Below are 21,871 nucleotides of genomic sequence, written 5' to 3'. Positions count from 1 at the left end.
CCGGGCGCCGCGGACCGCGGGGTGCGGGCACCCGGGCGGGCGGGGGCATCCGGCCGGGCGCGGTGCGCACGGTCGGCCCGTCGATGCGGGGCGCGGGCACCCGCGGTCCCGGCGGTGGGGTCGGTCGGGTCATGCCATCACCTCGTCGATCAGCTGGTGGCCGAGGTCGCGGGCGTCGGCCCGGGGGAGCCCGGCGTCGTCGAACCAGTCCGGTCCGGCCTCGGGATGCGGGCCGACCACGCCGATCCGCCCGGCGCCGAACGGCAGCACCGCCGCGGCGATCTCGCCGTTCGGGTAGCGGGCCAGCACGCCGCCCGCGGCGCCGGGATCGAGCAGGAACCGCGGCCCGTCCTGGAAGAACAGGGTGCGCTCCCGGCCGCGCCAGTCGATCCGGACCAGCGCGTCGCCGTCGTGCTCGACGGTGGCGCCGCGGGTGCCGATCCAGCGGTCCGTGTCGCCGGGCAGCAGCCCGAAGCCGGGGGTCGCCCCGGCGAGATAGCCGCCGAGGCAGAAGCCCAGGTAGCGGCCGCCGCCGGCGACCAGGTCCCGGACCGGGCCGCGGACCCGGCGGACCACCGGCCAGGCCGCGTCCAGGTCGCCGCCGCCGGGTTCGGCGTAGAGCGCCGCCGCGGCGAGCGTCCCCGCGGACAGGTCCAGCTCCTCGCCGCGCCCGGCGAACCGCACGTCGAACCCGTGCCGGGAGGACGCGAGCAGGGCCGCCACCGACTCCGCGCAGCCGGGCACCGCGTCCGGGCCGCGCCGGACCAGGGCGAGCGGTGCGCCGGGCCGCGCGCGACGGCCCGGCCGCCGGAACGGGCGGGGCAGTCTCACCGGTCGGACCTGCGGTGCCGCGCGCCGCCGGGCCGGGGCGCCGGCACCCGGTACGTCGGCGGCCCGGACGGGCGCGGCGCCGAACGCGCCGCCTGCACCGAGCGCATCCGCACGGTCCGACCCGGATCGACGGCCGGGCCGACCCGGGTGAGGACGGTCGTCCGCTGCGCGTCCACCGCGGCGGTCCGCACGGTCGGCTCCGCCTGCGCGACCGCGACCGGGCCCGGGCCCGCGGCCGGGGCCGGGACGGGCGGCGCCGCGTCGGAGACCGGCTGGGCGGTGATCCCGCGCCAGCGGGTGCCGGGCGGCAGGTGCTCGCCCTTCATCACCAGCGACAGCGGCTCCAGCCGCACCCCGGCGCCGACCACCGCGTCGTACAGCACGATCGCCCGGTCGCCGACGGTCGCCCCGGCCCCGACGGTCACCGTGGACATCTTCATCACCCGGTCCTCGAACAGGTGCGTCTGCAACGACACGTCCCGCCCGACGACGGCGTCGTCACCGATGTCGACCAGGTCGAACTCGGTCAGGTAGGTGGTCGACACGCAGGTGCGCCTGCCGATCCGGGCACCCATCAGGCGCAGCAGCGGCGGGAGCATCGGCGAACCGGAGAGCATCGTCAGCAGACCGGGCACGGCCGCGGCCTCGTACAGCCCGGTGACGAACTCGGAGCGGCGCACGAACCGGCTCCACAGCGGCTCGGTGCGCACCCGGTACGCGCCGACGACCAGCCATTTCACCGCCGCGACCAGCAGCACCAGCAGCAGCGCGGTGCCGAGCGCGAGTGCCGGCGCGGCGAGCACCACGACCCAGGACGGCGCCGTGCGGGCGACGTCGGAGAGCCACTGCAGGAACAGGTAGATCGACACCGAGATCGCCGACGCGGGCAGCGTGGCGCGCAGGAACTCGATGCCCAGCCGCTCGGCGACCCGGCCGCGGGACGGCCGGAACGTCATCGACTCCGGATGGTCGCCTGAGTCCTGCCGCACCGGTAGGTGCATCGCGGGTGAACCGAGCCAGGTGCTGTCCTGCGGGACACCGGAGGGCGGCGGCACCGTCGCCACCCCGATCAGCGACTCGTCACCGAGTGTCGAACCGGCCGGTACGACGGCGGCGTTCCCGACGAACGCCCGCCGGCCGACCAGTGTCGGGCGGCGCACCATCCAGCCGTTGTGGAAGGTCGCGCTGCCCACGCTCGCCATGTCGGCGACGAAGCTGCCCTGCGAGATCGTGAGCATCTCCGGGTCGATGTGCGACGCCGTCGACACCTCGGCGCCGCGGCCCACCTTCGCGCCGAGCAGCCGCAGCCAGCCGACCGTGTACAGCGTCGAGTACAGCGCGTTGGTGTAGGTCAGGCTCATCTCGAGCAGCTTGTCGCCGAACCACTTCCGCAGGCCCAGCGCGGACCGGGCCGGGAACACCCCGGGCCCGGTGCGCGGCGCGACCACCCGGCGGCCGACCGCGACCAGCGCGCAGACGGTCAGCACGAACACCGGCCCCACCGCCACCGCGACGGCGAGCGCCGGTCCGTTGCCGAACAGCAGCAGCGAGGTCCACACCAGCAGCACCGCCGGGACCAGCGAGGCCAGCGCGACCAGCTCCAGGGCCAGCACGCCGGCCACGGCGGCGGCCAGCTGCGGCCGGGTCCAGGACGGCGCCGGCCCGCGTTCGGTCAGCTCGGCCACCGCGGCGTCGGCGGCGTCGGGCACGCAGGGCGAACCGGCCCAGTGCTCCCCGCGCGGCACCACCTGGTCCGCGGCGACCGCGGACTGCTCGCCGAGCACCGCGTCGGCGCCGATCACCGCCCCCGGTTCGACGACGGCGCTGGCGCCCACGTGCGCGCCCTCGCCGACCGCGATCGGCGCGACCGTGACCCATCCGTCGCCGAGCGTCCACGGCCGCAGCGCGGCCCCGTAGCCGATGGTGGCGCCGTCGCCGACCTGCAGCATCCGCGGCAGCGCCAGCACCGACGTGCCGAGGTGGGTGTCCCGGCCGATCCGGGCGCCGAGCATCCGCAGATAGGGCGCGGCCAGCGGGCCACCGGAGAGCACCGGCAGCGGCGACATCGCCAGCAGCTGGTCGGCCGCCCACAGCCGCAGGTGCACCGCGCCCCACATCGGGTACCGGCCCGGCGCCACCCGCGCGGTCAGCGCGCGTACCGCCAGCGGCGCGAGCACCCAGCGTTGCAGCAGGAACACCGCGGTCGCGCCGACGGCGAGCTGGGCCAGCACGTCCGGCGCGACCCGGCCGCCGTGCCAGGCGTAGACGGCCGCCGCGGGCAGCGTCATCACCAGCAGCAGCACGAACAGTGCCGCGGCCTGGACGGTCCCGGCGCGCGAGTAGCGGCCGCGCGAGTGGCGCAGCGGCTGCGGCCGCGGCGGGGGCGGCGGGGCCGCGTCCGCCGCGGGGCCGGCCGCCGGATCGAGCGCCCCGGCCAGCCCGCGGACCGTGGGATGGTCGTAGAGGTCGCGCACCGCGGCGGTCCGCCCGACGGCGCGTTCCCGCAGCAGGGTCACCACGCGGGCGGCGAGCAGCGAGTGCCCGCCCAGCTCGTCGAAGAAGTCGGCGGTCACCGACACCTGGCCGGGTTCCAGCGACAGCACCTCGGCGAGCACGTCGCGCACCCGGGTCTCCAGCCCGGTCGCCGGCCCCACCACCGGGCCTGCGGACAGCACGATCCGCGGCCCGGACGGCGGCGGCAGCTTCGGGCGGTCGACCTTGCCGCTGGGCATCATCGGCAGCCGGTCGATGACCTCCAGGTAGCCGGGGACCATGTACTCGGGCAGCCGGGTGCGCAGCAGCCCGTGCAGCGCGGCCCGGTCCGGGTGCGCCGGCCCGGCAGGCACCACGTAGACGGTCAGCTCCTCGCCGGTGCCGTCGGCCGGCGTGCTGAGCGCGGCGACCGCGCTCTCCACGCCCGGGTGCTCCAGTGCGACGCTCTCGATCTCGCCGAGGTCCACCCGGTGCCCGCGGATCTTCACCTCGTCGTCGGCCCGGCCCAGGTAGACGATCTCGCCGCGGTCGTCGATCCGGCCGAGGTCACCGGTCCGGTAGAGCCGGCCGTCGCCGTTGGGTGGTGCGGCGCGGTGCCGGACGAACCGGTCGGCCGTCTTCTCCGGGAGGTTCACGTAGCCGACGGCGACGCCGGGCCCGCCGATGCAGATCTCGCCCACCTCGCCGCGGGGCACCTCGCGCAGCGCGTCGTCCAGGATCACCACCGAGTAGGTGGGCACCGGGACACCGATCGTCACCGGCCGGCCGGGGCGCAGCTCGCCCCAGGTCGCGGTCACGGTGGCCTCGGTCGGGCCGTAGGTGTTCAGCATCCGGCGCCCGGGCCGGGCCCAGCGCTCGACCAGCCCGGCCGGGCACGCCTCGCCGCCGACCAGCAGGGTGCGCAGCGCGGGCAGCTCGACCGGGATGGTCGCGAGCAGGGTCGGGACGCAGCACAGCACCGTCACGCCGGTGCCGGCCAGGAACTCGCCGAGCTCGGCGCCGATCCGCCGGGAGTCGGTGGGCCCGACGACGAGCGTCGCCCCGGCCGCGAAGGTCGGCCAGATCTCCTCGATCGAGAAGTCGAACGAGATCGTCATGCCCTGGTAGACGCGGTCGTGCGGGCGGACGTCGTAGACCCGGGTGATCACGTGCACGAAGTTGCAGATGCTCGGGTGCGCGACGGCGACGCCCTTGGGCCGCCCGCTGGAGCCCGAGGTGTAGATGATGTAGGCGAGCGGATCGGCGCCGGGCGGGACCGGTTCGACCGGGTGCCGGGGGAGCCGGGCCACCTCGGCGGTGCACAGGTCGAGCTGCACCAGCCGGTCCCGGTCCAGCTCGGCGGCCAGGTCCGAGGTGGTGACCAGCAGGTCCAGGCCGGCGTCGAACCGGATGTAGCCGACCCGGTCCGGTGGCGCGGCCGGATCGATCGGGACGAACGCGGCGCCGGTCTTCAGCACGGCCAGCAGCACGGCGTAGGTGCGCCAGGATCGGTGCAGCAGGATCCCGATCCGGCCGCCCGGCCCGGCCCCGTGCCTGCGCAGGTAGCGGGCCAGCTGGGCGGCCCGGGCGTCGAGCTCGGCGTAGCTGAGCTCCAGCGCGCCGTCCTGCAGCGCGACCGCGTCCGGTGTGCGGGCCACAGTGGCCTCGAAGAACCGGTGCAGCCGGTCCGGATGCCGCTGCGGCCCCGGACCGGTGTGCGGTCCGGTGTGCGGGCCGGTGCGCGGGGTGGCGCGGCCCGCGCGGGGCGGGGACATCGTCACGTGCCGTCAACTCCCTCGGACGACGGCGCGCCGGACCGGGCGCGGAGCAGGGGAGGTCGGGGAGCCGCTCGGCCGGGACGCCGTGGTGCACCGGGTATGTCGACGACGGAGGGCGACGATGTTACGGCGAAATTGCGCCGACAGGGTGACGCTGTCCCGCTGCGCGCAGTCGGAGCCCGCTCCGCTGCCGCTGTCGGTGGCCTGCGCTGAGCCGTCCGGGGGAACGGCGGCCGGGTTCTCCCGGGATCCGGCTCGGGCCGGCTCGGGCCGGCTCAGGTGCCGGCGGGCGCCGGGGAGAGCGTGCGGGTGAGGAAGTCCACCTGGGCGGCCACCGAGCGTTCGAACGGGGCGCCGGTGTAGATGTCGAAGTGCCCGCACGGCAGCTCCAGCACCTCGGCGCCCGCCCCCGCCCGGGCCGCCGCCCGCCGGGCCGCCGCGGGCGGCGCGATGGAGTCCCGGGCGGCCACCACGACCAGCATCGGCGCGCGCAGCCGCGGGGCGGCCGTCACCGGGCGGTTGGCCGGGATGCGCAGCGCCGCGCGGGCCCGCACGGTGTTGCGGAACGACGGCCCGGTGATCGACGAGTAGCCGGCCTCGGCGTCCGGCGCGGTGATCGCGGCGACCGAGCCGGGCGGGCCGTACACCCCGATCCGGTGCGGCGGGCGACGCAGCAGCGACCCGGCGAGATCGCGCAGCCCGTGCCCGGTGAGCGCGAGCAGCCCGCCGGGACCGGCGTGGCGCACGACCGCCCACAGCGCGCCGAGGCCGTCCATCGCCGCACCCTGCGAGATCACCGCGGCGACCCGGCCGTCCCGGGCGGCGACCGGGACGACGTGCCCGCCGGAGTACGAGCTGCCCCACAGCACGATCCGCTCCCGGTCCACCCCGGGCAGCGTCCGGGCGTGCGCGATCGCCGCGTGGTAGTCGGCCCGGTGCCGCAGGTGGTGCACGTCGTGGGCGAGCGCCGGGTCGGTGGTGCCGTCGCTGGTGCCGAAGCCGCGGTAGTCGAACAGCAGCACGTCGCAGCCGGCCGCGGCGAACCGCTGCGCGAACGGCAGCAGCCCGGAGTCCCGGGTGGCGCCGAAGCCGTGCGCCATCACCACGCACGGCCGCCCCCGGCGCCCGGCCAGCGCGTCCGACGACGCGGTCAGGTGCCAGGCCGCGCACCGGGTGCCGGCGCTGGTGAACGACGTCTCGACGGGGGTGACGGTCATCGGCGCTCCCTGGCTGGTGGTCCTGCCCGGCGGTCCTGCCCGGTGGTCACCGGCACGGCCGCGCCGATCATGGTGGTGCAGCGCGCCCGGCCTGTCACGCCGAGGCGTCGCCCGGGGGGATCAGCTGCCGGTCGGGCCGAACTGCTCGATCCGGATCGCCGCGGCGGGCAGGCCGGCCTCGGCGAGCAGCGCCGCCGCGGCGTCGGCGAACGCCGGGCTCCCGCACACGAACGCGGTCTCCCCGCCGCGGACCAGCGGTGCGACGTCGTCGAGCCGCAACCGCCCCGCGGGGCGCGCCGAGCCCTCCGGCGCGACCTTGGTGAACACCGGATGCACCTCCGGGCCGCGCAGCTCGTCGCCGTAGTAGAGGCCGCGCGGGGTGCGCACCGACAGCACCATCCGCACCAGGTCCGGCCGGCCCAGCGCCCGGGCGTGCCGCAGCATCGCGACCAGCGGCACCTGCCCGGAGCCGCCGCCGACGAGCAGCGCCGGCCCGGAGCCGTCCCAGGCGAACCAGCCGCCGACCGGCCCGCGCACCTCCAGCACGTCACCGGGCACGACGACGTCGTGCAGGAACTCCGACACCTCGCCGTCGTCGAGCCGTTCCACGGTCAGCTCGATCTCCGCGCGGCCGTCCGGCGCCGAGGCCACCGAGTAGGAGCGCTGCGCGGTGTAGCCGTCCTCGGCGGTCAGCCGCACCACGTAGTACTGGCCGGGCAGGTGGGTGGCCGGCTCGGCCAGCGCGAGCCGGAAGGTGCGCACCTTCGGCGCCTCGTCGCGGATCTCCAGCACGGTCGCGAGCTGCCAGCGCAGGGTCCGGCGGGAGGTCGTCTCCATCAGTCCCCCTGGAATCGCTGCTCGGCCCACGGGTCGCCGCGGTCGTGGTAGCCGTTGCGCTCCCAGAACCCCGGCTCGTCCTCGGCGAGCAGCCGCAGCCCGGCCACCCACTTCGCGCTCTTCCAGAAGTAGAGGTGCGGCACCAGCAGCCGGGCCGGGCCGCCGTGCTCCCGGGTGAGCGGGGCCGGTGCCGCCGGCGCGGTGCCCGCGGCGAAGGCGAGCCAGGCGCGGCCGCCGGTGATGTCGGCCAGCGGCAGGTTCGTGGTGTACCCGGTGTGCGAGTGCGCCACCACGTAGCGGGCCCCCGGCAGCGGGCCGGCCGCCTCCAGCAGCGTGTCGACCGGGATCCCCTCCCAGGTCATCCCGAACTTCGTCCAGGTGGTGACGCAGTGGATGTCGCCGTCCCAGCGTTCGCGGGGCAGCGCCCGGATCTCGTCCCAGGTCCACTCGGCCGGGCGCTCGACGAGGCCGTCGATGCGGAACGTCCAGCGGGCGGTGTCCAGGTTCGGCGCGGGCTCGGCGGTCAGCACCGGCCACTGGTCGCCGACGTCGTACTGGCCGGGAGGCAGTCGCGGGTCCCGCTTGCGCCTGCCGACGAAGCCTCGGGTCACGGGTGGCATGGACGGCACAATGCCGCACCGGCCCGCTGTGTTCCAGGCCGTCGGGTGCGTCACAGGCCGTGCGCGTCTCACCACAGCCGATGCCCCCGGCCGGGTGCCGTCACTAGACTCCGTTGCACTTCGGCGGCGTCATCACGGCGGCGCCGGGCGGGGCAACGAGGCCGCCCGCGGGCCGGTGAGGAGAACTGAGCGGATGACGGGCAGCGACCGGGCGGCGGTCGACGCAGGTGACGGTCCGGCGGAGCCGGACGAGCTGGTCCTCGCGGGCGGGTTCGACCCGGTGACCCGCGAGCAGTGGACCGCCGCCGTCGACGCGGTGGTACGGAGGTCCGGCCGGATCGGCGAGGACGCGGAACCGGGGGCCGGGGTCGCCGCGCTGACCCGGACCAGCGCCGACGGCATCCGGGTGGCCCCGCTCTACGCGTCCGAGGACGTGGCGGAGCTGCCCGCCACCGGGGTGCCCGGGGCGTGGCCCTTCACCCGCGGTGCGCTGACCGACGGGCACGTCCCCGGCGGCTGGGACATCCGCCAGCGGCACACCGGCACCGATCCGGCCGCGGTCCGTGAGGCGCTGCTCGCCGACCTGGAGTGCGGCGTCAACTCGGTCTGGCTGCGGGTCGGCGAGGGCGGGATCCCGATCGACGCGATCGCCGCCGCCGTGGACGGCGTCTACCTGGACCTGGCCGCGGTCGCGCTGGACGCCGGCGCCGACGCCGTCGAGGCCGGCGGCGCGTACCTGGACCTGGCCGCCCGCAACGGCGTCGAGGACGCCGAGCTGCTGGGCTCGCTCGGCGCCGACCCGATCGGCCTGCGCGCCCGCACCGGGTCCGGGCCGGACACCGGATCGGTCGCCGAGCTGGCCCGCCGGGTCGCCGGGTCGTTCCCGAAGGTCACCGCCGTCACCGTGGACGCCCGGGTGATCCGTGAGGCCGGCGGATCCGACGCTCAGGAGCTGGGCTGGTCGCTCGCCGCCGGCGTCGCCTACCTGCGCGCCCTGGTGGACGGCACCACCGGCGGGCTGGACGTGCCCGCCGCGGCCCGGGTGCTGGAGTTCCGCTACGCCGCCACCCCCGAGCAGTTCCCGACGATCGCGAAGCTGCGCGCCGCGCGCCGGCTGTGGGCGCGGGTGCTGGAGGCGGCCGGCAGCACCGACGTCCCGCAGCGCCAGCACGCGGTCGTCAGCGAGGTGCTGTTCTCCCGCCGCGACCCGTGGGTGAACATGCTGCGCGGCACCGTGGCCGGCTTCGCCGCCGGCGTCGGCGGGGCGGACGCGGTCACCGTGCCGCCGTTCGACGCCGCGATCGGCGCCGCCGAGCCGTTCTCCCGCCGGATCGCCCGCAACACCCAGAACCTGCTGGTCGAGGAGTCGCACCTGGCCCGCGTCATCGACCCGGCGGGCGGCTCCTGGTACGTCGAGCACCTCACCGACGATCTCGCCCGGGTCGCCTGGGAGTTCTTCCAGGAGATCGAGGGCGCGGGCGGCGCCGTCGCCGCGCTCGACTCCGGGCTGGTGGCCGAGCGGGTCGGGCAGGTCCGGGCGAAGCGGGAGGCCGACGTCGCCCGCCGGAAGACCCCGCTGACCGGCGTCTCCGAGTTCCCCGACCTGAACGAGAAGCCGGTCGTCCGGGATCCGCTGCCGGCCCCGGTGGCCCGCGGCGGCCTGCCGCTCTACCGGCCCGCCGAGGCGTACGAGATCCAGCGGGACCGCTCGGACGCCGCGCTGGAGCGGGACGGCCGCCGCCCCACCGTCTTCCTCGCCACGATCGGCCCGCTGGCCGTCCACACCGCGCGGGCCGGGTTCACCCGCAACCTGCTCGGCGCCGGCGGGATCGACGCCGCCGAGGCCGGGCCGACCGAGACCGCGCAGGCCGTCGCCGACGCCTACCTGGCCGGTGACCGCCCGGCGGTCGCCGTGCTGTGCTCGTCGGACGAGCTCTACGCCGAGCGGGCCGCCGACACCGCCGCCGCGCTGCGCGCGGCGGGCGCGACCCGCATCCTGCTGGCGGGGAAGCCGAAGGAGGAGGTCCCCGGGGTGGACGGGTACCTGTTCGCGGGCTGCGACGCCCTGGCCGTGATCGACGACGTGCACACCTCGCTGGAGGGATCGAAGTGACCCGGATTCCCGACTTCAGCTCCGTGCCGCTGCACTCGGGCAGCACACCGTCGTCGGCCTGGGCGGGATCCGCCCCCACCTGGGAGGCCCCGGAGGGCATCGGCGTCAAGCCGCTGTACACCGCGGACGACCTGGCCGACGTCGACTTCCTGCACACCTACCCGGGCATCACCCCGTACCTGCGCGGGCCGTACCCGACGATGTACACCAACCAGCCGTGGACGGTGCGCCAGTACGCCGGGTTCTCCACCGCCGCCGAGTCGAACGCGTTCTACCGCCGGAACCTGGCCGCCGGGCAGAAGGGCCTGTCGATCGCGTTCGACCTGGCGACCCACCGCGGCTACGACTCCGACCATCCGCGGGTCGCCGGCGACGTCGGCATGGCCGGCGTCGCGATCGACTCCATCCTGGACATGCGCCAGCTGTTCGACGGCATCCCGCTGGACAGGATGTCGGTGTCGATGACCATGAACGGCGCCGTGCTGCCGGTGCTCGCGCTCTACATCGTCGCGGCCGAGGAGCAGGGCGTCGCGCCGGAGAAGCTGACCGGGACCATTCAGAACGACATTCTGAAGGAGTTCATGGTCCGCAACACCTACATCTACCCGCCGCAGCCGTCCATGCAGATCATCTCCGACATCTTCGGCTTCACCAGCGCGAAGATGCCGAAGTTCAACTCGATCTCGATCTCCGGGTACCACATCCAGGAGGCCGGCGCGACGAACGACCTGGAGCTCGCCTACACCCTCGCCGACGGCGTGGAGTACCTGCGGGCCGGCGTCGACGCGGGGCTCGACATCGACAAGTTCGCCCCCCGGCTGAGCTTCTTCTGGGCGATCGGCATGAACTTCTTCATGGAGGTCGCCAAGATGCGGGCCGCGCGCCTGCTCTGGTCGAAGCTGGTGAACCGGTTCGAGCCGCAGAACGCGAAGTCGCTGTCGCTGCGCACGCACTCGCAGACCTCCGGCTGGTCGCTGACCGCGCAGGACGTCTACAACAACGTCGTCCGCACCTGCGTCGAGGCGATGGCCGCCACCCAGGGGCACACCCAGTCGCTGCACACCAACGCGCTCGACGAGGCGCTCGCGCTGCCCACCGACTTCTCCGCGCGGATCGCCCGCAACACCCAGCTGCTGCTGCAGCAGGAGTCGGGCACGACGAACGTCGTCGACCCGTGGGGCGGCAGCTACTACGTCGAGAAGCTCACCTACGACCTGGCGCGCCGGGCGTGGGCGCACATCGACGAGGTCGAGAAGGCCGGCGGGATGGCCGAGGCGATCGACGCGGGCATCCCGAAGATGCGCGTCGAGGAGGCCGCGGCCCGCACCCAGGCCCGGATCGACTCCGGCCGGCAGCCGGTGATCGGCGTCAACAAGTACGTGGTCGACGTCGACGAGCAGATCGACGTGCTCAAGGTCGACAACGCCGGGGTGCGCCGCGAGCAGCTGGAGAAGCTGCAGAAGCTGCGGGCCGAGCGCGACGACCGGGCGCTCGACGAGTCGCTGCGCCGGCTCACCGCGGTCGCCGAGAAGATCGCCGAGGGCGGGCGGCGCGACGACGCCGACAACCTGCTCGGGCTGGCCGTCGACGCGGCCCGGAACAAGGCCACCGTCGGTGAGATCTCGGACGCGCTGGAGAAGGTCTTCGGGCGGCACGCCGGTCAGATCCGGATCATCTCCGGTGTGTACTCCTCGGAGGCCGGGAAGAACCCGGCGATCGACCGCGCCCGCGAGCTGGTGGACACCTTCGCCGCCGCCGAGGGCCGCCAGCCCCGGATCCTGGTCGCCAAGATGGGCCAGGACGGCCACGACCGCGGCCAGAAGGTCATCTCGACGGCGTTCGCCGACATCGGCTTCGACGTCGACGTCGGCCCGCTGTTCCAGACCCCGGCCGAGGTCGCGAAGCAGGCCGCCGAGTCCGACGTGCACGTGATCGGCGCCAGCTCGCTGGCCGCCGGACACCTCACGCTGGTCCCGGAGCTGCGGCACGAGCTGGCCGAGCTGGGCCGCGAGGACATCATGGTCGTCGTCGGCGGCGTCATCCCGCCCGCCGACGTGCCGGAGCTGCTGAAGATGGGTGCGGCAGCGGTGTTCCCGCCCGGCACGGTCATCGCCGAGGCGGCCGTCGACCTGCTCGGGAAGCTCTCGGCCGCGCTCGGCCACGACGACCCCGACGAGGCGGCCGGGACCGGCACCGTCTACGCGGACTGATCCCCGGCAGGGGGGAACGACCGGACGTGCCCGACGACCGGGCCGGCCCCCGTTCCCCCCTGTCCGGGTGCGGCCCCGTCCCGAACCCCGAGAACCGGAGGTCCTGATGGCCCCGCGTGTCCCCGATCCCGCGGACCTCGCCCGCGGGGTGCTGGCCGGCGACCGCACCCGGCTGGCCCGGGCGATCACGCTCGTCGAGTCCAGCCGGCCCGACCACCAGCGCGCCGCGCAGGAGCTGCTGCTGGAGCTGACCCCGAAGTCCGGCGGCGCCGTCCGGGTCGGCATCTCCGGCGTGCCCGGCGTCGGCAAGTCGACGTTCATCGAGGCGATGGGGACCCGGCTGACCGGGCAGGGGCACCGGGTCGCGGTGCTGGCGGTGGACCCGTCGTCGACGCGGACCCGCGGGTCGATCCTGGGCGACAAGACCCGGATGCCCCGGCTCGCCGTCGACCCGCACGCGTTCGTCCGGCCGTCCCCGTCGGCCGGGACGCTCGGCGGGGTCGCCCGCCGCACCCGGGAGACGATGGTGGTGATGGAGGCCGCCGGGTACGACGTCGTGCTGGTCGAGACGGTCGGTGTCGGCCAGTCCGAGACGACCGTCGCCGGGATGGTCGACACCTTCCTGTTCCTGACCATCGCGCGCACCGGCGACTCGCTGCAGGGGATCAAGAAGGGCATCCTGGAGCTCGCCGACGTCGTCGCCGTCAACAAGGCCGACGGGCGGCACGAGCAGGACGCCCGGGCCGCGGCCCGCGAGCTCGCCGGGGCGCTGCACATGATGACGCCGACGTCGTCGACCTGGCGGACGCCGGTGCTGTCCTGCTCCGCCCAGACCGGGATGGGCCTGGACACGGTCTGGGAGAAGGTCCGCGAGCACCGGGCCGCCCTCGACGAGGCCGGTGAGCTGGCGACCCGGCGGGCCGACCAGCAGGTCGAGTGGATGTGGCAGATGGTGCGGGACCGGTTGATGGACCGGTTGCTGCACGACCCGGGCCTGCAGGAGAAGCTGCCCGCGCTCACCACCGACGTCCGGACCGGTGGGCTCACCCCGACCCTGGCCGCGCAGACCATCCTGGACGCGCTGCGCTGACACCCCGGTCGCGATCCGGCCCGGACCGCGGCCGGAGCCCGCACCCCGCCCCTCGGGTGCCGCACCCCGCGCTCGTCGGCGCACCTGCTGGAACCGGTGCGGCGGAGAGCTGGGGGTGCGGGCCGGGCCGCCGGGGTGCGAGACCGAGCCGCTGGGGTGCGAGACCGAGCCGCCGGGAGTGCGAGACCGAGCCGCTGGGGTGCGAGACCGAGCTGCTGGGGGTGCGGGGCCCCGCCGCCGGGGTGCGAGCCGCGCGCGGCGAGCCGGCAACTCGCGCACCGCCACTCCACGCCGCGGCTGCCGCCGTCGGCGAGTCGCGGGCTCAGCTCGCGCGGGCCTGGGCGAGCTGCTCCGCACAGGCCGCCCGCAGGATGGCCTGCTCGGCGGCGAGCATGGTGAAGGTGCAGCCGAGCCCGCGGAAGCGGCGGGCGTGCGCGGGGGAGTTGCAGTAGATCCCCACCGGCACCCCGGCCGCCGCGCAGCGCGAGGTGATCCCCTCGATCAGCTCGCCGTAGCGGGCCGCGTCCGGCGCGTCCGGTGCCTGCGCGGCGAGCGGGAGCCCGTAGGCCAGGGCGAGGTCCGACGGGCCGACGAAGACCGCGTCGAGCCCCTCCACGGTGAGGATCTCCTCCAGGTTCGCGACCGCGGCGACCGTCTCCACCATCACCACGCAGCGCCCACCGGCCAGCGGCTCGCGCCCCAGCCAGGACGGCCGGACCGGACCGAAGCTGCGGTTCCCGGCCGGCGGGAACCGGCAGGCGGCGACCGCGGCGGCGGCCTGCTCGGCGGTGTCGACCAGCGGGACGATCACGCCGTCGGCGCCGCGGTCGAGCGCCCGGCCGATCGCCTCCGCACCGTGGCCCGGTACCCGGACCAGCGACCGGGTGCCGGAAGCGGTGAGTGCCTGCAGCATCCCGAGCACGCTGTCGTCGCCGATCAGGCCGTGCTGGGTGTCGACGCACACGCTGTCGAACCCGGCCGAGCCGACGATCTCGGCGACCGCGGGGGAGGGCAGCTGCAGCCAGCCACCGACGGCGTCGCCGGTGAACATCGGGTCGGTACTGGGAACGCTCATGGACCGACCGTGCCCGTCCGCGCCGCGATGCGCCACCGGCGGGTCGTGCGGGGCATCATGATCCCCATGCCGACGAGCCTGCCGCCCCGACCGGTGATCGGGATCCTGCACCCCGGAGCGATGGGGGCCGCGATCGGGTCGGCGCTCAAGGCCCGCGCGGGCGCGGTGATCTGGGCCGACGCCGGCCGCAGCCACGCCACGGCCAAGCGCGCCGAGCTCGCCGACCTGGTCGCCGTGCCGGACGTCGCGGAGCTGGCCGCCCGGTCCGACGTGATCGTCTCGATCTGCCCGCCGCACGCCGCCCGCGAGGTGGCCGAGCAGGTGGCGGCCGGTCTCGCCGGCCGCACCGACCGGCCGGTCTACCTGGAGGCGAACGCGATCGCGCCGGACACCGTCCGGGCGATCGCGCAGCTGCTCGGCGAGCGGGCCGTGGTGTGCGACGGCGCGGTGATCGGGCCGCCCGCGTGGCAGCGCGGGACGACCGTGCTGTGGCTCTCCGGCCCCGGCGCGGACGCGCTGGCGGGCCTGTTCGACGGCAGTCCGTTCGACGTCCGGACGCTCGACGGGCTCGGCGCCGCCAGCGGCCTCAAGGCGTGCTTCGCGCTGCAGAGCAAGGCCCTGCCGACGCTGTGGCTGGCGATGGCCGAGGCGGCGGCCCGGTTCGGGGTGACCGACGCGCTGCACGACGAGCTGGCCCGCGGCGGGATCGAGCACGACGGGGCGCTGGCCGACGTCCGGGCGAAGGCCGCGGCGAAGGGCTGGCGCTGGGCGGGGGAGATGGACGAGGCCGCGGCCGCGTTCGCGGCGGTGGACGTCCCGGACGGCTTCTCGCGGGCCGCCGCCGAGCTGTACCGCCGGGCCGCCGACCGGCCCTGAACCCCGGCCCCCGAGCCGCCGCAGCCCGTGCGGCGGGGCGGGGGCGGGGCGGGGATCAGGCTGCGACCGACCCGTGCGGGTCGATCACGTACTTGCGCGAGGCGCCGCCGTCGAAGTCCCGGTAGCCCTGCGGGGCGTCGTCGAGCGAGATCGTGGTGGCGTTGACCGCCTTCGCGATGTCCGCCCGGCCGGACAGGATCGCCTGCATCAGCTGCCGGTTGTACTTCTTCACCGGACACTGCCCGGTGGTGAAGCTGTGCGACTTCGCCCAGCCCAGCCCGATCCGGACGCCGAGCGTCCCCTCCTTCGCGCCGTCGTCGACCGCGCCCGGGTCGCCGGTCACGTACAGGCCGGGGATGCCGAGCGCGCCGCCCACCCGGGTCACCTCCATGACCGAGTTCAGCACCGTCGCGGGCGCCTCGTCGGCGTCCTTGCCGTGCCCGCGCGCCTCGAACCCGACGGCGTCGACGGCCGCGTCCACCTCCGGCTCGCCGAGCAGCTGCTCCAGCTGCTCGGGCAGGGTGCCACCGGCGGTGAGATCGACGGTCTCGCAGCCGAAGCTGCGGGCCTGCTCCAGCCGGGACGCGACCATGTCGCCGACGACCACGGTGGCCGCGCCGAGCAGCTGCGCGGCGTGCGCCGCGGCCAGCCCGACCGGCCCGGCACCGGCCACGTACACGGTCGAACCGGTCGTCACACCCGCGGTGAGCGCCCCGTGGTAGCCGGTCGGGAAGATGTCGGACAGCATCGTCAGGTCGAGGATCTTCTCCAGCGCCTGGTCGCGGTCCGGGAACCGCAGCAGGTTGAAGTCGGCGAACGGCACCATCACGTACTCGGCCTGGCCGCCGATCCAGCCGCCCATGTCGACGTAGCCGTAGGCGGCGCCCGGCCGGGCCGGGTTGACGTTGAGGCACACCCCGGTCTTGCCCTCGTTGCACATCCGGCAGCGGCCGCAGGCGATGTTGAACGGCACCGAGCAGATGTCGCCCGGCCGGGCGAACAGCACGTCGTCACCGACCTCGACGATCTCGCCGGTGATCTCGTGGCCGAGCGTCTGGCCGGCCGGGGCGGTCGTGCGGCCGCGCACCATGTGCTGGTCGGAACCGCAGATGTTGGTGGTGACGACCTTCAGGATCGCGGCGTGCGGGGCCTTCTTCTTGATCTTCAGGCCGTCCACGACGTCCGTCGGGAGCTCCAGCTTCGGGTAGTCGATCGACTCGACGGCGACCTCACCCGGAGACTTGTAGACGACCACGCGGTTGTCGGGCATGAGACTGGCTCCCCTCACGATCGGTGCGGTCCGCGGTCGCGGACCGGAACCGGCGGACGCGCCCGGGTGCCGCCCCCGCGCCGGCCGCGCCGCCGTTCCCGACCGTGACACAGGATGCCGACGTGCGCATGGCTGGATGCATCGCGCACGGGTGCAGCGCACCTACGGGGCGCACCGGAGTGACCGCGCCCGCAGCGGATCACGGCCCCGGCGGTGATACTGCGCGGATGACCGACGACCTCCGCGAGCCGCCCGTCCCGGTGCTGACCGCGCCGCACCACACGCCGGAGCGGGAGGCCCTGCAGAAGCAGGCCCGCGAGTTCGCCACGGCCCGGGTGCTCCCGGTGGCGAACGAGCTCGATCCGCGCCGGGGCGAGATCCCGCGCGACCTGCTCGACGAGATGGGTGAGCTCGGCTACTTCGGGATCACGGTCGATCGCGAGCACGGCGGCCTCGGCCTCGGCGCCTTCGAGTACTGCATGGTCGCCGAGGAGCTGGCCAGGGCCTGGATGAGCGTCGGGTCGATCATCGCCAGGGCGCAGGGCGCCGGCACCGCCGTGGCGGACCCGGACCGGCGCGCCGAGCTGCTGCGGCGCAGCGCGCGCGGCGACTGGATCGGCGCCATCGCGCTGTCCGAGCCGGACGCGGGCTCCGATCTCGCCGCGGTGGAGACCCGCGCCGTCCGCGACGGCGACGAGTTCGTGATCACCGGCCGGAAGCGCTGGACCGGCAACGCGAAGGCGGCCGACTTCATCCAGGTGCTGGTCCGCACCGACGACCCGGCGCCGGGGGAGAAGCGCTCGGCCGGGCTGGCCACCGTCGTCGTCGAGAAGGAGCGGGACAGCTTCCCGGCCGGGCTCACCGGCAGCCCGATCGACAAGATCGGCTACCACGGCTTCGTCACCTGGGATCTCGAGTTCGACGGCCTGCGGGTGCCGGTCACGAACCAGCTCGGCGACGGCGGCGAGGGCTTCGCCGACGCGCAGGCCTGGCTGAACATCGCCCGCGTGCACACCGCCGCCCGCGCGGTCGGGCTGGCCAGGGCGGCCGTCGAGGACTGCGTGCGGTACCTGCAGCAGCGGCGGCAGTTCGAGCACCCGATCGGCGACTTCCAGGCCGTCCGGTTCACCCTCGCGACGATGGCGGCCAGGGTCGAGCAGGCGCGGTCGTTCTACCAGCACGTCGCGCACCGGCTCGACCAGGGCGAACCGTGCGCCCGGGAGGCCGCGATGGCCAAGCTGGTGGCGACCGAGATGGCCGCCGAGGTCACCGCCGACGGCATCCAGCTGCACGGCGGCAACGGGTACACCACCGAGCACCAGGTGGAGCGGCACTGGCGGGACGCCCGGCTCACGACGATCTTCGAGGGGACCAGCGAGATCCAGAAGAAGATCATCGCCGACCGGCTCCTCCCGCGCAGCCCGCTGGGCTGAACGGCCGGGGTGTGTCGTGCTCCGATCGGGCGCTTTTTCGGGTTCGTGACCTGCGGATCCTCGTCCGTGTCACACGCCCGTGACACGCTGGACACCGCTCGGTAGCGAAGTCGGTGCACCCTGTGCGTCTTCCTGATCGCCCACAGTGATCACGTCCCGGCGATGATCACTCCCGGCGATCGAGAGCACGACGCCGCCGCCACCGGCGGCTCGGGAGCGGAGGGGTGGATGGCACCGTCGGAGATCGGGCGGACGGGTGCCCGGTTCGGGGCCCGCCCGTCCCGGCATGCCCCCGATCCGGACCACCCGCACGGGCGCCCGGCCGAGGCGGCCGAGCCCGAGCCCCCGGAGCCGGAGGCCGACGAGAACCTGATCGGCGTCACCGGGGCGCGGTTCGGCGGGCACTCGGCCAAGCGGAGCCGCAAGACCCGCAAGCAGCGCGCCGCGGAGCGCGCCGCGGCGGCCGAACGGGAGCGGACCGGGAACGCGGGCGCTGCCGGTGCCGGCAGCAGCACCGGCCCCGATCCCCACCCCGGTACCGGCTCCGGCCCGGACCCCGACGCCGGTTTCGGCACAGAGTCCGACACCGCGCCGCTCCCGGTCCTCGGCGGTACCGCCGAGCCCGCCCCGCAGGCCGCGTTCACCGCGGTCCGCCCGTACGTCATCACCGGCGGCCGGACCCGGGTCCGGATGGAGCTGCGGCTGGAGACCCTGGTCTCGGTCCGGCCGGTGCCGGGCCCGGCACCGGTGCTCGGCACCGAGCAGGCGGCCGTGCTGAGCCTCTGCGCGCAGACCCGGTCGGTGTCCGAGGTGGCCGCACTGGCCGGGATCCCGCTCGGCGTCGCGCGGGTGCTCATCGACGACCTGGCCGGCGAGGGCAGGCTGACCGTGCACGGCGTCTCCTCGGCCGAGGACGGGCCGAGCATGGCGCTGATGGACCGGGTGCTCTCCGGGCTGCGGAACCTCTGATCCGGGACCGGGCAGGCACCGGCCCCGGATCCGCCCGGCGCGACCCGGCCCGGTCGGCCAGGATGGACCCATGACCGATCCGCGCCCCGTCCGCGTCGGGCTGCAGCTGCAGCCCCAGCACACCGACTACGCCGACATCCGCCGAACGGTCGCGGCCGCCGAGGAGGCGGGCGTCGACGTCGTCTTCAACTGGGACCACTTCTTCCCGCTCTACGGCGAGCCCGACGGCCGGCACTTCGAGTGCTGGACGATGCTCGGCGCCTGGGCCGAGGCGACCTCCCGGGTGGAGATCGGCGCCCTGGTGACCTGCAACAGCTACCGCAATCCCGAGCTGCTCGCCGACATGGCACGCACCGTGGACCACATCTCCGACGGCCGGCTGATCCTCGGCATCGGTGCCGGCTGGTTCGAACGCGACTACGACGAGTACGGCTACGAGTTCGGCACCGCCGGGGACCGGCTGCGCGACCTCGCCGCGGCGCTGCCCCGGATCCGGGCCCGCTGGGCGAAGCTGAACCCGGCGCCGACCCGCGACATCCCGGTGCTCGTCGGCGGCGGCGGCGAGAAGAAGACGCTGCGCTACACCGCCGAGCACGCCACCATCTGGCACGGCTTCGGCGACGTCGCGACCGTCGCCCACAAGTGCGGCGTGCTGGACGCGCACTGCCGCGACATCGGCCGCGACCCGGCCGAGATCGAGCGCTCGGTCGCCGTCGAGCACGGGCCCGACGAGCTCGGCCCGGCCCTGTACGACGCCGGCGTGCGGCTGTTCACCGTCGGCCAGGACGGCCAGGGCGGCTACGACCTGAGCCGGCTGAAGGACTGGCTCGCCTGGCGCGACGAGCGCAACGGCTGACCGGCCCGCCGCTCAGCCGCCGTCGCGCAGGAACGGGTCGCGGAGCAGGTCCGGGATCCGTTCCGGGACGACCGCGGGCGCGTAGTACCAGCCCTGGGCGTTCGCGCAGCCGTACTCGCGCAGCCGCAGCGCCTGCTCCCGCGTCTCGACGGCCTCCGCGGTGACCTCCAGGTCCAGCGCGGAGGCCAGCGAGATGAGCGTGCGCAGGATGACGTCGTCGCGCTCGGCGGAGCCGGCCACGAAGTGACCGGCCAGCTTCAGCACGTGCACCGGCAGGTGCCGCAGGTAGGCGAGGTTGGAGTAGCCGGTACCGAAGTCGTCGATCGCGATCCGCACGCCCATCCGCTCGAGCTCGCGCAGCGTCGCGGGCGGCCCGCCCGGCGAGCCCATCAGATCGGACTCGGTCAGCTCGATCTGCAGCCGCTCGGCCGGCCAGTCGTAGCGGTCCAGGGTGGCCGCCACGTCCGAGACCAGATCGGACTCGACGATCTGGCGGGCGGCGACGTTCACGCTGACCAGCAGCGGCCGTTCCGGGTGCGCGTCGGCCCAGGTCCGGCCCTGCCGGCACGCCTCGTCCAGCACCCGCCTGCCCAGCGGGACGACCAGCCCGGTCTCCTCGGCGAGCGGGATGAACCGGTCCGGGCCGAGCAGCTCGCCGTCCGGGCGCTGCCAGCGCACCAGCGCCTCGACCCCGACGGTCTGCTCGTCGGCGAGCCGGACCAGCGGCTGGTAGACGACCACGAAGTCGTCGCGGCGCAGCGCCTCCGGCATCTGCGACGACAGCTCGAACCGGCGGACGTCCGAGCGGTGCCGCTCCCGGTCGTAGTGCAGGTAGCGGCCGCGGCCGGCCCGCTTGGCCGAGTACAGCGTGGTGTCGGCGGCCTGCAGCAGCTCGTCGGCGCCGAGCTCGCCGTCGTGCCGCACCACCCCGACGCTCGCCGAGATCACGATGTCCCGGCCGTCGATCCGGACCGGCCTGCGGACCGTGCCCAGCGCCCGGCCGGCGACCTCCTCCAGGTCGGCCCGGTCGGCCGTCCGCGGCACCAGCACGACGAACTCGTCGCCGCCCATCCGGGCGACCAGATGCCCCTCCGGCTCCAGGGCGGCGCGCAGCCGGGCGGCGAGCACCTCCAGCAGCCGGTCGCCCGCCTGGTGCCCGAGCGTGTCGTTGACGACCTTGAACCCGTCCAGGTCGAGATAGCAGATGCCCGGCCGGGTGCCGTCCGGGCGGGGCTCGGCGATCGCCGCGGCCAGCCGGCCGAAGAACAGCGAGCGGTTCGGCAGCCCGGTCAGCGGATCGTGCGACGCCTGGTGCTCCAGCCGCCGCTGCAGCTCGCGCTGCTCGGTGACGTCGCTGAGCACGGCGACCAGGTGGTCGGTCGCGCCGTCGTCCTCGCGCAGCGGGGTGACCACCGCATCGATCCAGATCTCGGCGTCGTCGGCACGGCGCACCGGGCGCACGACGCGCAGCCGGTCCAGCGAGCCGTCGAGCAGCCGGGGCCGTTCCGCCCACAGCTCGGGGGCCTGCTGGACGGACACGAAGTCGCCGACGCTCATCCCGGTGAGCTGCTCGCGGGAGTAGCCGAGCATCGCCGCGGCGGCGTCGTTCGCCTCGATCGACCGGCCGTGCGGGTCGAAGATCACGATGCCGACCGCGGCCGAGTCGAACATCGCCGAGAACCGGGTCTCGGACGCCCAGCGGGCCCGCTCGGCGACCTGGCGGGCGTCCAGCGCGGCCCGGGTGACCTGCTCCTGGTCGGCGAGCACCTGCAGCCGCAGTGCCTCGGTGAAGCCGCGGACGAACGACGCCTGCACCGCGGCGGTCCGCCGGACCCGGTCGCCGGTGCCCGCCGCCCGCTCCAGGTGCGCGCCGACCACGGTCATCGAGACCTCCAGGCAGGCCGGGTCGGTGATCCGCGCGCGGACCAGCTCGCGGCCCGCCTCGGTGACCTCGGCCGGATCGAGGATCTCGGCGGTCGCGGCCCGCCGCAGCCGCCCGGTCAGCCGTTCCAGCAGCGGGCGCAGCTCGGTGGCGGGCTGCGCGCACCGGCGGGCCAGCGCGGCCGTCCAGGCGGCCACGAGCTCCGAGGGCGCGGGCAGCTCGTCGGCGGCGAGTGCCCGGCCGTGGTCGACGCATGCAGCGGCGACATCGGCCTGCTGCATCCACCGACCCCCGTTCGCTCCGGTGGAGGGACTGCCCTCTCGATCGTGGAACACCGTAACC

The 21,871-nt window shown here is 75.3% G+C and carries 15 protein-coding genes; 7 read left to right on the top strand and 8 right to left on the bottom strand.

Translation table 11 applies throughout. From position 1 onward, the window contains the following. Window positions 1-129: 129 nt before the first annotated feature. The 5 genes from ABD160_RS01885 to ABD160_RS01865 form a co-directional block, all read right to left on the bottom strand. Window positions 130-831 carry a BPL-N domain-containing protein gene (locus ABD160_RS01885; RefSeq protein ID WP_344017791.1) on the bottom strand — a complete coding sequence of 234 codons (702 nt, stop codon included), beginning with the start codon at window positions 829-831 and terminating at the stop codon, window positions 130-132. Further along, a complete protein-coding gene (locus tag ABD160_RS01880) occupies window positions 828-5,078 on the bottom strand; it encodes a Pls/PosA family non-ribosomal peptide synthetase (protein WP_344018007.1) in 4,251 nt (1,416 codons plus the stop codon). The genes ABD160_RS01885 and ABD160_RS01880 overlap by 4 nt, the downstream gene beginning before the upstream one ends. A gap of 278 nt (window positions 5,079-5,356) precedes the next feature. Next, a complete protein-coding gene (locus ABD160_RS01875) occupies window positions 5,357-6,298 on the bottom strand; it encodes an alpha/beta hydrolase (RefSeq protein WP_344017790.1) in 942 nt (313 codons plus the stop codon). Window positions 6,299-6,418: 120 nt separating this feature from the next. After that, a complete protein-coding gene (locus ABD160_RS01870; protein WP_344017789.1) occupies window positions 6,419-7,135 on the bottom strand; it encodes an FAD-binding oxidoreductase in 717 nt (238 codons plus the stop codon). Further along, complete coding sequence (locus tag ABD160_RS01865) at window positions 7,135-7,755, bottom strand: sulfite oxidase-like oxidoreductase (RefSeq protein ID WP_344017788.1); 621 nt, start codon at window positions 7,753-7,755, stop codon at window positions 7,135-7,137. Before ABD160_RS01865 ends, ABD160_RS01870 begins: the two co-directional genes overlap by 1 nt. A 193-nt stretch (window positions 7,756-7,948) precedes the next feature. Between ABD160_RS01865 and ABD160_RS01860 the strand changes: the two genes are divergently transcribed. The 3 genes from ABD160_RS01860 (at window position 7,949) to meaB (ending at window position 13,168) form a co-directional block, all read left to right on the top strand. Further along, entirely contained in the window at window positions 7,949-9,868 is a 1,920-nt protein-coding gene (locus tag ABD160_RS01860) for a methylmalonyl-CoA mutase family protein (RefSeq protein ID WP_344017787.1), read from the top strand. Between the two features lie 23 nt (window positions 9,869-9,891). Then, the gene (gene scpA / locus ABD160_RS01855) at window positions 9,892-12,078 is read left to right on the top strand and encodes a methylmalonyl-CoA mutase (protein ID WP_344018006.1); all 2,187 of its coding nucleotides are present in this window, start codon (window positions 9,892-9,894) and stop codon (window positions 12,076-12,078) included. A gap of 106 nt (window positions 12,079-12,184) precedes the next feature. Beyond that, complete coding sequence (gene meaB / locus ABD160_RS01850) at window positions 12,185-13,168, top strand: methylmalonyl Co-A mutase-associated GTPase MeaB (RefSeq protein WP_344017786.1); 984 nt, start codon at window positions 12,185-12,187, stop codon at window positions 13,166-13,168. 322 nt (window positions 13,169-13,490) lie between these two features. Here meaB and ABD160_RS01845 read toward each other — a convergent pair whose 3' ends face one another. Continuing rightward, the gene (locus tag ABD160_RS01845; protein WP_344017785.1) at window positions 13,491-14,243 is read right to left on the bottom strand and encodes an HpcH/HpaI aldolase family protein; all 753 of its coding nucleotides are present in this window, start codon (window positions 14,241-14,243) and stop codon (window positions 13,491-13,493) included. A 66-nt stretch (window positions 14,244-14,309) separates the two neighbouring features. Between ABD160_RS01845 and ABD160_RS01840 the strand changes: the two genes are divergently transcribed. Continuing rightward, entirely contained in the window at window positions 14,310-15,119 is an 810-nt protein-coding gene (locus ABD160_RS01840; RefSeq protein WP_344017784.1) for a DUF1932 domain-containing protein, read from the top strand. Between the two features lie 55 nt (window positions 15,120-15,174). On the opposite strand, the gene fdhA is transcribed toward ABD160_RS01840, so the two are convergent. After that, window positions 15,175-16,389, bottom strand: coding sequence for a formaldehyde dehydrogenase, glutathione-independent (fdhA, locus tag ABD160_RS01835; RefSeq protein WP_344017783.1), 1,215 nt, complete (start codon window positions 16,387-16,389; stop codon window positions 15,175-15,177). 227 nt (window positions 16,390-16,616) lie between these two features. Here fdhA and ABD160_RS01830 point away from each other — a divergent pair, with 227 nt between their 5' ends. From ABD160_RS01830 to ABD160_RS01820, 3 genes are all read left to right on the top strand, one after another. Then, the gene (locus tag ABD160_RS01830; protein WP_344017782.1) at window positions 16,617-17,822 is read left to right on the top strand and encodes an acyl-CoA dehydrogenase family protein; all 1,206 of its coding nucleotides are present in this window, start codon (window positions 16,617-16,619) and stop codon (window positions 17,820-17,822) included. A 228-nt stretch (window positions 17,823-18,050) separates the two neighbouring features. Continuing rightward, on the top strand, window positions 18,051-18,791 hold the full coding sequence (locus ABD160_RS01825) for a DUF742 domain-containing protein (RefSeq protein ID WP_344017780.1): 741 nt from the start codon (window positions 18,051-18,053) through the stop codon (window positions 18,789-18,791). A gap of 70 nt (window positions 18,792-18,861) precedes the next feature. Then, the gene (locus ABD160_RS01820) at window positions 18,862-19,647 is read left to right on the top strand and encodes an LLM class F420-dependent oxidoreductase (RefSeq protein WP_344017778.1); all 786 of its coding nucleotides are present in this window, start codon (window positions 18,862-18,864) and stop codon (window positions 19,645-19,647) included. A gap of 12 nt (window positions 19,648-19,659) precedes the next feature. Here ABD160_RS01820 and ABD160_RS01815 read toward each other — a convergent pair whose 3' ends face one another. Then, window positions 19,660-21,810 carry a putative bifunctional diguanylate cyclase/phosphodiesterase gene (locus ABD160_RS01815; protein WP_344017777.1) on the bottom strand — a complete coding sequence of 717 codons (2,151 nt, stop codon included), beginning with the start codon at window positions 21,808-21,810 and terminating at the stop codon, window positions 19,660-19,662. Window positions 21,811-21,871: the final 61 nt, after the last annotated feature.

It is taken from the genome of Pseudonocardia kongjuensis, from assembly GCF_039526905.1.
Classification (GTDB): domain Bacteria; phylum Actinomycetota; class Actinomycetes; order Mycobacteriales; family Pseudonocardiaceae; genus Pseudonocardia; species Pseudonocardia kongjuensis.
The sequence above is the reverse complement of the archived record's forward strand: the minus strand, read 5'-3'. Positions and strand labels throughout refer to the sequence as shown.

Excerpts from the sequence above, each read along its gene's own strand:
- ABD160_RS01875 (WP_344017790.1), bottom strand. The coding sequence starts at position 6,298 with ATGACCGTCACCCCCGTCGAGACGTCGTTCACCAGCGCCGGCACCCGG.
- fdhA (WP_344017783.1), bottom strand. The coding sequence starts at position 16,389 with ATGCCCGACAACCGCGTGGTCGTCTACAAGTCTCCGGGTGAGGTCGCC.
- ABD160_RS01815 (WP_344017777.1), bottom strand. The coding sequence starts at position 21,810 with ATGCAGCAGGCCGATGTCGCCGCTGCATGCGTCGACCACGGCCGGGCA.
- ABD160_RS01840 (WP_344017784.1), top strand. The coding sequence starts at position 14,310 with ATGCCGACGAGCCTGCCGCCCCGACCGGTGATCGGGATCCTGCACCCC.
- ABD160_RS01830 (WP_344017782.1), top strand. The coding sequence starts at position 16,617 with ATGACCGACGACCTCCGCGAGCCGCCCGTCCCGGTGCTGACCGCGCCG.
- ABD160_RS01820 (WP_344017778.1), top strand. The coding sequence starts at position 18,862 with ATGACCGATCCGCGCCCCGTCCGCGTCGGGCTGCAGCTGCAGCCCCAG.
- ABD160_RS01825 (WP_344017780.1), top strand. The coding sequence starts at position 18,051 with ATGGCACCGTCGGAGATCGGGCGGACGGGTGCCCGGTTCGGGGCCCGC.
- ABD160_RS01870 (WP_344017789.1), bottom strand. The coding sequence starts at position 7,135 with ATGGAGACGACCTCCCGCCGGACCCTGCGCTGGCAGCTCGCGACCGTG.
- ABD160_RS01845 (WP_344017785.1), bottom strand. The coding sequence starts at position 14,243 with ATGAGCGTTCCCAGTACCGACCCGATGTTCACCGGCGACGCCGTCGGT.
- meaB (WP_344017786.1), top strand. The coding sequence starts at position 12,185 with ATGGCCCCGCGTGTCCCCGATCCCGCGGACCTCGCCCGCGGGGTGCTG.
- ABD160_RS01880 (WP_344018007.1), bottom strand. The coding sequence starts at position 5,078 with ATGTCCCCGCCCCGCGCGGGCCGCGCCACCCCGCGCACCGGCCCGCAC.
- ABD160_RS01860 (WP_344017787.1), top strand. The coding sequence starts at position 7,949 with ATGACGGGCAGCGACCGGGCGGCGGTCGACGCAGGTGACGGTCCGGCG.
- ABD160_RS01865 (WP_344017788.1), bottom strand. The coding sequence starts at position 7,755 with ATGCCACCCGTGACCCGAGGCTTCGTCGGCAGGCGCAAGCGGGACCCG.